Genomic DNA, 12,679 nt, shown 5'->3' with positions numbered 1-12,679 from the left:
TTCTCTTGGAAAGGAGTTTCATGTCAGGATATATTCCCTTCACGGACGAGCAGAAAGAAAAGGCGCGGCGCACCGATCTGGCTGGCCTGCTCCGCAGCCAGGGTGAAACCTTGCGCAAATCCGGCTCAGAGCTGGAGTGGCTGGATGGTTCTCAGAAAGTGACCATCCGTGACAACCTGTGGTTTCATCAGTACGAGCAGGTGGGCGGTGATTCCATTGACTTCGTAAGGAAATTTTACCACAAATCTTACCCGGAAGCAATGGAATATTTGCTGCGCCGAAGTGGCGGTATGCTTTCCGTCATGCCGCCTGTACAAAAGACTGCACCGAAGTTTGAACTGCCGTCTGCCAACGACAATATGCGGCGGGTGTTTGCGTATCTGTTATCCCGGCGCGGTATCGACAAGGACGTGCTGTATGCTTTCGTTCACAAGAAAATGATTTATGAGTCTGCGCAGTACCACAACGTAGTGTTCGTTGGATTTGATAAAGACGGTACTCCCTGCCATGCCAATAAACGAGGAACTGGCTCCGATTCCACCTATAAGGGCAACGCAGGGGGAAGTGTACCGGAATACAGCTTTCACTGGAACGGCAAAAGTGACCGGCTCTATCTGTTTGAGGCTCCCATTGATATGCTGTCTTTTATATCCATGAATAAGGACGGCTGGCGTGATCACAGCTATGCGGCGGCCTGCTCTGTTTCGGACAAAGTGCTGTTTCAATGTATAACAGATAACCCTGGCATCAATAAAGTATCTATTTGTTTTGATAGCGATGAGCCGGGCCAGCTTGCCGCCCAACGAATCAGCACAAAGCTGCTTGTGCAGGGTATAGAAGCTGAGATTCTCGTACCGGTCAACAAGGACTGGAACGAGGATTTGCTTTGTGGCGAAGGATTGGAGGTGGAAGAATTATGCCCAATATTGCGGCGCTGATTTTTGTGGGCGCGCTTATGTTTTGTGTGCTAAGCGGCATTACTCTTCTGGCGCACTTCTATAGCCTGAATAATATAAAATCCAAGACTGTTGGCGATGGTCAGCACGGTACGGCTCGGTGGGCAAGCAAAAGTGAGATACGCCATATCTACCAGCACGTTCCTTTTACGCCGGAGCGATGGCGGGAGCAAGCGGCTAATCATCAGGAGCCTACGCTGGAAAGTAGCACGCCGCTTCCACAAGGCATCGTTATGGGCTGTACCGGCAGAAAAGAAACCATCGCTATGGTGGACACCGGCGATGTCCATGCCCTCATGATTGGTGCTGCAGGTGTTGGCAAGACCGCATACTGGCTGTACCCCTGTATTGAGTACGCCTGCGCGTCTGGTATGAGTTGGCTCTCGACCGACACGAAGGGGGACGTGGCGCGAAATTATGGTGTGGTAGCTGAAAAATACGGCTATCATGTTTCCGTTATTGACCTGCGCAATCCCACCCGCTCCCACGGCAACAACCTGCTCCACCTGGTCAACAAATATATGGATGCTTATCTGGAATGTCCAGACCAGCTTGCCTATAAAGCAAAGGCTGAGAAATACGCAAAAATCATTGCAAAGACCATCATCATGTCCGGCATGGATGGCTCCTCCTTTGGCGACAACGCTTACTTCTATGATGCCGCCGAAGGTTTGCTGACGGCAACAATCCTGTTGGTGGCAGAGTTCTGTGAGCCACAGAAACGGCACATTGTATCTGTGTTCAAAATTATCCAAGAACTTCTGGCTCCTTCTCAGCAGAAAGGGCAAAATCAGTTCCAGCAGCTCATGTCCATGCTGCCCAACGACCACAAAGCAAAATGGTTTGCCGGGGCCGCGCTGAACACCTCAAAGGAATCCATGGCCAGTGTGATGGGTACTGCGTTGTCGCGCCTCAATTCCTTCCTCGACAGCGAACTTGAACAGATTCTATGCTTTGATACGGAGATAGACGCCGAAAGATTCTGCAACGAGAAGTGCGCCGTATTTGTTATCCTACCGGAGGAAAATCCTAACTCGTTTTTTATGATTTCACTCATTATTCAGCAGCTCTACCGGGAGATACTTTCTGTGGCAGATGAAAACGGCGGTAAACTGAAAAACAGGTGCATTTTCTTCTGTGACGAGTACGGGACGATTCCAAAAATTGAATCAGCGGAAATGATGTTTTCCGCCTCCCGCTCCCGCCGATTGCAGATTGTGCCCATTATCCAATCCTTTGCACAGTTGGAGAAGAACTACGGCAAGGAGGGAGCAGAAATTATCGTGGATAACGTCCAGGATGTGCGACACGAAGTCGCGTAACAGAATTGCCTAAGAAGCTGCCCTATCCATTTGGGGTAATCCTACCACAGCCTGCGCCGCTGGTAACGGCGGGGTGGGGAGCCTGTGGGACAACGTGGGAAAACTGCAAGCCTAATGCGGTCGTACTGCCAGGATAAGCGTGCCATGGAGAATGTAATGTGAACCGTTGTAAGGGTCGTTACGTTGAACAGGCGAAATAAGGCTGGCGTTATCAGACGCAACCGCCTGAACCAAAAGGTGCGGAGGTGGTCTGGGGAAGTGTCTTGTACCCTGGACAAATGGACACAATCCTCCCGGCTCATAGACGGCTCCTAAAGCACGCATAATTATTCGTTACGCGGAACGTGGTAAGCCCTATGCGTTCCTTTCCAGGAATGGAAAGGTATCAACCCCGCAAGGAGAAGAAACGGCGCAGAGGGTAGAGGAACAGGATAAAAAGCGAATGCCTGCTCTGTAATGGGGCGGGATAGGGGTTCAAACTTTGCCCCAGCCTGAAAGGGCGCTGACTTATCCCATGGTATTTCATGGCAAGAAATGGAGGTAAACCTATGAACGGTAATCATTCAACGACAGGGCGTAAACTCCCTGAGAGGTTGCCGGACAAGACTGCGCTTTCCCATCAGTGGAAATCCATCGACTGGAAGAAAGCGGAGTTGGAAGTTAATAGGCTGCAAGCCAGGATTGCTAAGGCGACCCAAGAAAAGAAATGGAACACAGTGAAAAGACTACAATATTTGTTAGTTCATTCGTACTACGCGAAAGTGCTGGCTGTCAGAAAGGTGACCACGAACAAAGGCAAGAACACGCCCGGCGTGGACAAACAGCTTTGGAGTACCCCTGCTGCAAAAATGCGGGGTGCGCTCACCCTGACAGACAAAGGCTACAAGGCAAAACCGCTCCACCGGGTGTATATCGAGAAACCGGGCAAGAAAAAGAAACGTCCGCTAGGGATTCCCTGTATGTATGACAGGGCCATGCAGGCGCTCTATGCACTGGCTCTCGACCCGGTGTCGGAAACAACAGCAGACACAAAATCCTTTGGCTTCCGCAAAGGGCGCTGTGCCCAAGATGCCTGTGAATATATATTCACGGCCCTTAGCCGCAGCTTTTCCCCGGAGTGGGTGCTGGAAGGAGATATCAAAGGGTGTTTTGACCACATCAGCCACCAATGGCTTATAGACAATATTCCCATGGACAAGTCTGTATTAAAGCAATTTCTAAAAGCCGGTTTCGTCTTCCAGGGAGAACTGTTCCCTACGGATGAAGGCACACCACAAGGCGGTATCATCTCCCCCATCCTCGCCAACATGGCGCTGGATGGTTTACAGCAAGTATTATCAAGCCGCTTTGACATGAGCAGGAAAGGGAAATACAGTGCGTTCGTCCACAACAAGAGCCAGGTCAATCTGGTGCGCTATGCCGATGATTTTATTGTCACTGCGGCTACCAAGGAGATTGCGGAAGAAGCAAAAGAAATCATCCGCGATTTCCTGCAAACCAGGGGTCTGGAACTATCCGAAGAAAAAACGGTCATCACTCATATTGATAACGGTTTTGATATGCTGGGCTGGACATTTCGTAAGTTTAAGGGAAAGCTCATTGTCAGGCCGTCACAAAAGTCTGTGAAAGCCTTTATCTCCAAGCTGCACGATACGGTTTTAGGGCAAGGCAAATCATGGGGGCAAGGGCAGTTGATACGCAAGTTGAACCAGCAGCTTCGGGGCTGGGCGAACTACCATCAATCCGTCTGTTCCAGTGAGGCATTCTCCCGTATTGACCATATCCTCTACGAAATGCTGTGGAGATGGACCAAGCGCCGCCACCCTAACAAGAACCGCAAGTGGATAGTGAGGAATTATTGGCACAGCCGGGAACTGCAAAACTGGATATTTTCTACAGATAAGGAGCGGCTAGTGAATATTGCCTACTTCCCCATCATTCGCCATACCAAAGTACGAATGGATGCAAACCCCTATTTTGATACCCAATATTTCAAAGACCGCAAATTCCAGCGCGGGATGAAGTATCTCTCCGGACAGTTCAAAAAGGTCTGGAAAGAACAAAATGGGTGTTGTTTTCACTGTGGGCTTTCCATGGATATTGGTGAAGATAAAGAAATATTTTACAAAACACCAATCAATATGGGCGGCACGGCCGAGGTCAACAATATGGCCTACGTCCACAAACATTGCCAGCAAATTTTCTTGGAGCGCCGCGCGAAAGCGTGATGAAATGCTTGAGCCGTATGACGGGAAACTGTCACGTACGGTTCTAAGGCGAGAAATGCTGATAACAATGTGTACATTTTTCTGCGGTAAAAACACACTTCCCACCAGAGAGATATTGTACCCTCATAGTGGTAGGTGCCTCCTGTCACCATGGAAGGTGTAATGAACTACCCAAGTGAAAAGAGAGTACAGCAGAAAGAAAAGATATACATTTATCTCCTTGTTTACAATTGTGGGCTTGATTTATTGCTAGAGTGCGGCTATAATCCTTGTGAAAATTGAAAAATTCCATATATCCTCCACATTGCCATGTTATACTAAACCAAAGGAGGTGCGCCAATGGCAACCATACTAATTGTTGAGGACGATATCGACACGAACGAAGCCGTTTGTGAATACTTGCAAGAAGCTGGACACACTGTAATTCCCGCTTTTGATGGGGACGAAGCCATCACGTTGTTTTTAGCACAGAAGATAGATCTTGTTGTGCTGGACATTATGCTCCCCACCGTCACAGGGCTGGTAGTGTTGAACTCCATCCGCAAGGCCAGCCAAGTCCCGGTACTTATGCTGACAGCTATGGAGGATGAGCAGACCCAGGTCGCTAGCTTTGACGGACAGGCTGACGATTACATGACAAAGCCCTTTTCCATGGTGATTCTGGGCAAACGTGTTGCAGCCCTATTGCGCAGAAGCAATCCCCAGGAACCCATCCGCATATGGACGTATGGCTGTTTGACAGTCAATTTCTCGGGCTACTCTGCTCATGATTCCACTGGTGAATTGGATGTCACTGCCAGGGAGCTTGATCTGCTCAAGCTGTTGGTGGAACACCAGGGGCTTGTGCTTTCACGTTCCCAAATCCTTGACGCCGTATGGGGCAACAGCTCAGAAGTCCTTGACCGCCTGGTGGACACCTATATCAAGAACCTGCGGAAGAAGCTACACCTGGACTGCATTAAGACAGTCAAAGGTATCGGATATAAATTAGAGGTCAGCCAATGAAGAAACTTAAAATTTTTCCAAAGACATTCCTCTACACGTTAAGCCTAATGCTTATCATCGTTCTGCTGTCCCATGCGCTGATTTACTTTCTCATGCCGCAAGCATACAGTTACCAGCAGAAAAAGAAATTGGAAAATGATGTGGGGCTCCTGTCCCAGGAGGTTCTCACTGTCCCGCCAGAGAAAAGAATAGACAGTGTGACCGCCTTTGCCGCCAGGTGGAAAGCAAATACATCTGTTACTTATGACGGCTTCTCCTATGACGTGAACCTGCTCCAGGAAGAAATCGGCGCAACTCAGCCAGAGGGCAAGACCGAAGTGACAATTATCGCGGACAGTACAGATGATGGCTTGAAAATCTCCCTGGCAGAGAACCCCTATGGCGGCGCAGATTATTTCAACGTAACCGAGACATTTGCCGAGGGAGCGGGCACGATCTCCGCTATTGTTTCTCGACAGCACATTGAAGATGCCATCCATGTGGTACTGATGATACTGCCAATAACATTCGCATTATGTGCGGTTATTTCCGTGCTATTTTCTCTAGCCTACTCCAAAATGTTCTCCCGGCCTATCACGAAAATCAGCGCCGCAGCAGAGCAAATGCAGGGATTGCAGCCTGATATAATTTGCCCGGTAGATACGCAGGATGAAATCGGTATGTTGGCTGACAACGTGAATAATTTATACCACACCTTACTTTCTACTATTCAAGACTTGGAGCAGGAAATTCAAAAAGTTGAAACTGCCGACGCACAAAAGACAAATTTTCTCCGAGCTGCGTCCCATGAGTTGAAAACTCCTGTCACCGCCGTTAGCGCCATGCTGGAAAATATGCTGCTGGGCGTAGGCAAATACAAAGACCATGCCACTTACCTTGCTAAGTGCAAGGATTTGACCGACCGGCTGGCACAGATGATAAAAGAAATTCTGGACACAACCAAGGCCGAATTTGCCGGGGAGCAGGAACAGACGGAATTTCTTGTCGCCGATGTGCTGGAATCTGTTTTGGAGCCATACCAAATCATAGCGAAATCCAAGGGGCTTACTATGAATGTAGAGTTGGGCGAACCGCATACGGTGTGCTTGCCAAGAGGGATGTTGGAGAAAGCAATCTCTAATGTTCTGGCAAATGCTGTATCCTACACAAAACCCAATGGTATCATTACAGTTTCCTGTCATGGGCGACAGCTTGTAGTGGAAAATGAATGCACCCCCATCCCGCCGGAACACCTAGTCCATATTTTTGAACCGTTCTACCGGCCCGACTATGGCCGCGACCGCGCAACCGGCGGGAATGGCCTTGGCCTATACCTTGTTGCCACCACTTTGAAATCTTTAGACATCCCCTTTGCCTTCACGCCATCCAAAAACATGACTGGGATGTCATTTGAGATCACATTTTGAGCCAATTCCATATTAGATCCACACACCACCCATATTAGCTCCATATTGGCGTGATATGATACCTCCATCCTAAACGGATTGGAGGTATTTTTTTGAACACATTACGACGGGCTATCCTGTACGACACACGGAAAACAGGAAAAAGCCTGACCCTGTTCCTGCTCTTTCTGCTGGTCACGGTTTTCATTACGCTTAGCTTTACTATGCTGGGTGCGGTGCAGAGCGCAGCCGCAAACCTGCGGGAAACCGTGGGCGCGTCCTTTACCCTGCGTGGAAAGCCGCTGGAACTCGAGACCGACGGTAATGACTACGCTATGAAGTTTGCACCGGTTTTTATGCAAGACATCCAACAGATTGCGGACGCTCCCGAAATCAAGGCGTACAATGCCCAGCAATCTATGTCCGCAACGGCTGGCAGCTTTATCTATCCATCCGGTATGCCTTCCGGTCCGATTTCTGCAAATATGGAATCTGCCTGGAATCAGAACTTTACCAGCGGTATTTTAACGCTGGCAAAGGGACGTCATATCACCGAGGATGATGAGTGTGTGGCCCTGGTCAGCCAGGAACTAGCAGAAGAAAACGACTTGCAGGTTGGTGACAAATTGTCCTTTGCTGACCCGGTTGCAACCGTGGAAATCATCGGTATCTACGAGAGCGACCCCAGCATGGAGTTTGACACCGATACGATTTTGACAGACCTCGGCGCGGTAGGGAGCGACATAGAGTGCGTAGACTTCTTTGTCACTGACCCTGCCAACCTGGAAACGGTCATGGAACAAATAGATGGGGATTACATCCTGCAAACGAACACAGCGGAGTATGACGCTATCTCCACCCAGCTTGCGACAATAGGCCAGCTTACCACAGTGCTGATAGTAGCGGCAATCGTGGTCAGTACCATAGTCCTACTTCTGATACTCGCCATGCGTATCCGTGGACGCATCCACGAAGTGGGAATATTCCTGGCAATGGGGATTTCAAAAGGGCATATACTGGCACAATTTCTAATCGAAACTTGGACGATTCTGCTGCTCTCCACGATAATATCCTGTCCGATCAGCTACCTCGCAACCGTGCAGATCGGTGCAGTTTTGCAGAGCATGATTGGAACTGTCAGTATGACGATCTCCGCTTGGGAACTACTGGCGCAGTATGCACTTGAAACGGTGGTTGCAACAACTGGCATAATCATAGCCGCCTGCCCCACTATGCGGCTTCAACCTAAAGAAATTCTATCCAAATTAAGTTAAGGAGGTCAGGCCATGAACATCATAAAACGTGCATTTCTATACACGACCCGAAAACGAGGAAAATCCATAATTCTTTTGCTTACCCTGCTTATAATCTCCACCTTCGTTCTCACCGGGCTTTCCATCCTAACAGCGGCAGACCAGTCCGCATTGAGCCTGCGGCAGTCCGTGGGCGGGAGTATCAAGCTGGAACGGGATATGGACAACAGCCAGAACTGGACATACCAGCAGGGCATTGGCGGTGTGCTGGTAGACTACACAGGTACGCCGATCACGGACGCAGATATTGAAAAGGTCTCGACCGTCAAAGGTATCCGTGACTATAACGGTATAGGCTTTGGCAGCGTCTTTGCAATGGATTTTTCGTTTATTCCAGGCATTAACTTCGGGCAAGTGAGAGATTACAGCGCACTTCCCTCCGTTACGAATTCCGAGTATTTCAACTATTTCCGACGAGGGGCTTTCAAACTGGTAGGGGGCCGTCACATCACTCCCGAGGACGATCACGCCGCCCTGATCAGCACCGCGCTTGCTGAAAGAAACGGCTTGAAGCTGGGTGATACCATCACGGTGCAATGCTGCTATGACGCAGGCGGCTATCCTAACGTATCACTGAAAATCGTCGGAATATATGAAGTTACCATGGACGATGGACAATTTAACACCACGTCAACAGACAAGCGGAACCGCCTGATCATCGACCACAAGGCCATGCAGGAGATCATGATGAACGATGCTATCCAGTATGACAATGGTGTAGAGTTCTTTGTGGACGATCCCAGAGACATAGATAAGATTGCGGTACAGATACAGGAGTTAGACCTGGACTGGAGCTGCTTCAAACTAACCGTTGATAATACTGCCTACGAAGCCGTGGCATCCTCTCTGACCACTATGCAGAGCATGGTAACAGGATTGATTATCGGAATCGTAATTGTTAGTATCGGGATATTAGCGCTTATCCTCCATATGTGGATAAAACAGCGCACACACGAAACTGGTATCCTGCTTTCCGTCGGCATGAGTAAGGTACAGGTCGTAACACAGTACATCCTGGAAACACTGATGATTGCCATAGCAGCCTTTGGACTATCCTACTTCACCAGCGGCGCGATGGCACAAGGCACAAGCAATCTGCTGTTCGCACAGGCGGCGCAGAATCAACCGGAAATGCAGATAGAACTTCCCGACGATGGAACAGAATACTTGGACATCACTGGCCAGTACATCCCATATGACACCACCAACATGGTAACGCCGGACAGCGTAGAAGTCCATGTTACGCCGACAAGCTTCTTGTGGGTCTGCCTGCTGGGAATCTTTATATGTGCCATCGCTGTCATGCTGGCATCCCTGCCGGTTATAAGAATGAAGCCGAAAAACATTCTATCACAGATGAGCTAAAGGAGGTTCCACAATGAGCATTTTAGAAATGAAAAATCTGCAATACGCCTACGAAAATGGTAAGCCTGTTTTGCGCGATATCAACGCGCAAATGGAGCAGAGCAAGATGTACGCCATCCTCGGCCCGTCCGGGTGCGGCAAGACCACACTGCTGTCATTGTTGGGTGGGTTGGACAGCCCTACCAACGGTCAGATTTTGTACCAGGGTGAAGATATTTCCCTGACAGGGCTTGCCAATCACAGGCGCAGCCATGTGGCGTTCATCTTCCAGAGCTACAACCTGATTGACTATCTGACACCATTGGAAAACGTGTCCCTGACCTCAAAGGTGCCGTCCCTGCCCATTCTGGAACAACTGGGCTTGACCAACGAAGAAAGTAAGCGGAATGTTTTGAAGCTGTCCGGCGGTCAGCAACAGCGAGTAGCCATTGCCCGCGCTCTGGCCAGCAACGCGCAGGTCATTCTCGCGGACGAGCCTACCGGCAATCTTGACGAGGATACTGCCGATGAAATCACTGCTATCTTAAAAGACAGCGTACATAAATCTGGAAAGTGTGTGGTAATCGTAACACACTCCAATGCACTGGCAAAGCAGGCCGATGTAGTTCTGCGGCTAAAAAAAGGTGTACTGTACACCCAGGAAATGAAATAGTAGCGTATCAACCACAACTAAAAAAGGCGGTCAAAGCCAGTTGCACAGACACAGAGCTAGTACCGCCGGAGGTGTTAATATGGATAATAAAGATCGAAAGGACTACTGGATTCACTGTCCCATCTGCAAGGCAAAAACACGCACAAAGGTGCAACAGGATACAGTACTGCTGAATTTCCCACTCTATTGTCCGAGATGTAAAAAGACAATACGAATCGGTGTCATCAATCTCAAATTGGTGGTCAATGACGAGGCAGAAGATTAGTTTTTCTCAATAACCGCACCGCTTTTTGCCTTGACAATGGCAAGAGTGGCTTGTACGACCGGGAGTAGTGCAGCGATCTCATCATCGCTGCACTCTTTTAGTAGTATCCGTAATTGCCGGAACGCCTTGCTTTCCTGTTCCAACTCTGAATAGAAAATATCCCACGGGTCTACTTCTAGGGTTCTGACAAGAGGATAGAGAATTCTCATTTCCGGATTTCCGTGATAGTTTTCGATGTTAAGAACGGTTCTTTCGTCAATGTGGAGCTGTTCTGCTAGGCCGCGCTGTGTAAATCCGAGTTTTACCCGCGCCTTTCTGATGGTATCCCCCAAGGGCTTCGCATAGTTCGGCATTATATTTCACCTCATATGCATTTTACAATACACTCTTCCTTGCTGGAATGTTAGTTAATTCGTATTATCATGTATTTTAATTCAGTACAATATGGAGGTTCTGACATGGAAGTGAGCCTACGATATGTTGTTAAAATACATTTCCACTTTGTGCCGCAAGCCTCCATACATATAAACATGAAGTAAAATACAGCAAAGGCATTCTTGTTGGCCTAACCGCCAACAAGAATGCCTTTTTCATGAGTTACACTTGTTCTTCCGCACAGTGTCGTGGCCCACCCCAATCAATCGTTTTGCAACCCAAAACAGATTGATTGGAGGAATAGATGGTGAAATACGCACCGAAGAAAGTGTTCGTCTTGGAAAACGGAACGTACCTGGAACTCAGCTATGCTCAGTTCCACCAGCAGAAAGATACATACCTGGGCAGGTATTTCCTGCCTCTGCATGGTATGTTGATGGAAGTGTCCGTAGATGCATACAAGGCATTCTACTGTGAGCAGCGCCGCCAAAAATATTTGAACGAGCGTTCAAATGACAACGGCGACTTCTCCTACGATATGCTCACCACGGATGATTTCAATGGCGAGGATATCTTGGTAGATACCGTAGCCGATACGCAAGGACAGGCAGAAAGGAATCTTTTGCTGGACAAGCTTCGGAAGGCTTTGGCGCAGTTGTCTGTAGATGACAGGGAGCTTATACAAGCACTATACATCAATCAGCAGACGGAACGTGAATACGCTGCTCAGATTGGCGTGTATCACAATGCAATCCACTATCGCAAGGAGCGGCTCCTTGCCAAACTCAAAAAACTTTTGAGAAATTAAAAATTTCTCTTGTGCAGACCCCTCACTTTTCGGCATGGAAAGTGAGGGGTCTTTCTTATTCCCCTCCTTGCTCTTTGACAACCGCATATCCAGCGCACCTTTTACTTTCCTTCTGCCGCCGTGAGGAGCGGCAGCTACATGAGCGGACGCCAATAGTTAACGCGGTGGCGTTAACTATACGCCTCCAGGCTCAGACGATGGAATGCACATCCAACGATGGCGATGACCAGCAGAAGGGATAATGATACTTGCGTCCCGTCCTAAAGCCGAGCGTGACCCGTCGCAGCAAAGGAGGGCGCCCCGCAGAGATCCTGGGGGTGGTGTGATTCCAATGAGGCCGAGATATGAAATATCTCATGTGCACAGGCCGGAAGGTGCGTTCCCTGTCCAGGGGTGTTGAGGACAAATATGGACAAGTAAAACGATTGATACAAAGCGGCAGTCCGCCCTTTTGACTGCTGCCTCTACTTACGGAGGGAAATATGAAAATAGTCAAGCGCGGTGAAATTTACTACGCCGATTTATCGCCGGTGGTTGGCAGTGAGCAGGAGGGCACACGCCCTGTTCTCGTTATCCAGAATGACACCGGAAACAAGTTCAGCCCCACCACCATTGTGGCAGCTATTACAAGTAAGTCAGATAAAGCAAAGCTGCCCACCCATGTCATTGTCCATGCGGATGGGTTGGAGATGGAATCTGTTGTTCTGCTGGAACAAATCAGGACTATCGATAAACAACGGCTCATCCGTTATAGCGGTAGGCTAGACAAGGCTGCCATGGGCCGGGTTGACCACGCTATCATCGTCAGTTTTGGACTCAAATATATGGAGGCGCTTTTATGAACAACGACATCAATAATTCTGCTTTCTGCTACAGCGTGAATATGCTCCACCTGCTGCTGAAAATGCAGCTCATCACCCAGGAAGAATACGAGCGAGTTTTGCAGATCAGCGCTGCTCATTACGATGCCGAAAAAATATATGTCTAGAGTGAAAACTCTGGCCG

Annotated in this window: 12 protein-coding genes and 1 pseudogene; 12 read left to right on the top strand and 1 reads right to left on the bottom strand. The window is 48.9% G+C overall.

The window, feature by feature from the left end; genetic code table 11:
- Positions 1 to 20: 20 nt before the first annotated feature.
- The 9 genes and pseudogenes from U8U01_RS08100 to U8U01_RS08060 all read left to right on the top strand — a co-directional run bounded on the left by U8U01_RS08100 (position 21) and on the right by U8U01_RS08060 (position 10,491).
- Positions 21 to 938 carry a DUF3991 domain-containing protein gene (locus tag U8U01_RS08100; RefSeq protein WP_322173217.1) on the top strand — a complete coding sequence of 306 codons (918 nt, stop codon included), beginning with the start codon at positions 21 to 23 and terminating at the stop codon, positions 936 to 938.
- A pseudogene (locus U8U01_RS08095) lies at positions 917 to 2,257 on the top strand (type IV secretory system conjugative DNA transfer family protein); the annotation flags it as partial. The gene U8U01_RS08100 and the pseudogene U8U01_RS08095, both read left to right, overlap by 22 nt.
- A gap of 569 nt (positions 2,258 to 2,826) precedes the next feature.
- Positions 2,827 to 4,506, top strand: coding sequence for a group II intron reverse transcriptase/maturase (gene ltrA / locus U8U01_RS08090; protein WP_322173216.1), 1,680 nt, complete (start codon positions 2,827 to 2,829; stop codon positions 4,504 to 4,506).
- Between the two features lie 339 nt (positions 4,507 to 4,845).
- Positions 4,846 to 5,511 carry a response regulator transcription factor gene (locus U8U01_RS08085; RefSeq protein ID WP_322173214.1) on the top strand — a complete coding sequence of 222 codons (666 nt, stop codon included), beginning with the start codon at positions 4,846 to 4,848 and terminating at the stop codon, positions 5,509 to 5,511.
- Positions 5,508 to 6,917 (top strand): sensor histidine kinase, encoded by a 1,410-nt coding sequence (locus U8U01_RS08080; RefSeq protein ID WP_322173212.1) that lies wholly within the window; start codon positions 5,508 to 5,510, stop codon positions 6,915 to 6,917. The genes U8U01_RS08085 and U8U01_RS08080 overlap by 4 nt, the downstream gene beginning before the upstream one ends.
- 92 nt (positions 6,918 to 7,009) lie before the next feature.
- Positions 7,010 to 8,170 carry an ABC transporter permease gene (locus U8U01_RS08075; protein WP_322173210.1) on the top strand — a complete coding sequence of 387 codons (1,161 nt, stop codon included), beginning with the start codon at positions 7,010 to 7,012 and terminating at the stop codon, positions 8,168 to 8,170.
- Positions 8,171 to 8,182: 12 nt separating this feature from the next.
- A complete protein-coding gene (locus U8U01_RS08070) occupies positions 8,183 to 9,574 on the top strand; it encodes an ABC transporter permease (RefSeq protein ID WP_322173208.1) in 1,392 nt (463 codons plus the stop codon).
- Between the two features lie 13 nt (positions 9,575 to 9,587).
- Positions 9,588 to 10,226 (top strand): ATP-binding cassette domain-containing protein, encoded by a 639-nt coding sequence (locus tag U8U01_RS08065; RefSeq protein WP_322173206.1) that lies wholly within the window; start codon positions 9,588 to 9,590, stop codon positions 10,224 to 10,226.
- A gap of 79 nt (positions 10,227 to 10,305) precedes the next feature.
- Positions 10,306 to 10,491 carry a cysteine-rich KTR domain-containing protein gene (locus tag U8U01_RS08060; RefSeq protein ID WP_322173204.1) on the top strand — a complete coding sequence of 62 codons (186 nt, stop codon included), beginning with the start codon at positions 10,306 to 10,308 and terminating at the stop codon, positions 10,489 to 10,491.
- Here the strand turns inward: U8U01_RS08060 and U8U01_RS08055 are convergent.
- Positions 10,488 to 10,844 carry a helix-turn-helix transcriptional regulator gene (locus tag U8U01_RS08055; RefSeq protein WP_322173202.1) on the bottom strand — a complete coding sequence of 119 codons (357 nt, stop codon included), beginning with the start codon at positions 10,842 to 10,844 and terminating at the stop codon, positions 10,488 to 10,490. The genes U8U01_RS08060 and U8U01_RS08055 overlap by 4 nt on opposite strands.
- A 326-nt stretch (positions 10,845 to 11,170) precedes the next feature.
- Between U8U01_RS08055 and U8U01_RS08050 the strand changes: the two genes are divergently transcribed.
- The 3 genes from U8U01_RS08050 (at position 11,171) to U8U01_RS08040 (ending at position 12,662) form a co-directional block, all read left to right on the top strand.
- Positions 11,171 to 11,674, top strand: a complete 504-nt coding sequence (locus U8U01_RS08050) for an RNA polymerase sigma factor (protein ID WP_322173200.1) — start codon at positions 11,171 to 11,173, stop codon at positions 11,672 to 11,674.
- Between the two features lie 482 nt (positions 11,675 to 12,156).
- Positions 12,157 to 12,516, top strand: a complete 360-nt coding sequence (locus tag U8U01_RS08045; RefSeq protein ID WP_322173198.1) for a type II toxin-antitoxin system PemK/MazF family toxin — start codon at positions 12,157 to 12,159, stop codon at positions 12,514 to 12,516.
- Positions 12,513 to 12,662 carry a hypothetical protein gene (locus tag U8U01_RS08040; protein WP_322173196.1) on the top strand — a complete coding sequence of 50 codons (150 nt, stop codon included), beginning with the start codon at positions 12,513 to 12,515 and terminating at the stop codon, positions 12,660 to 12,662. Before U8U01_RS08045 ends, U8U01_RS08040 begins: the two co-directional genes overlap by 4 nt.
- The last annotated feature ends 17 nt before the right edge of the window (positions 12,663 to 12,679 follow it).

Source organism: Acutalibacter caecimuris, from assembly GCF_034335085.1.
GTDB lineage: Bacteria > Bacillota > Clostridia > Oscillospirales > Acutalibacteraceae > Acutalibacter > Acutalibacter caecimuris.
This window is presented reverse-complemented; position numbering and strand designations above follow the sequence as displayed.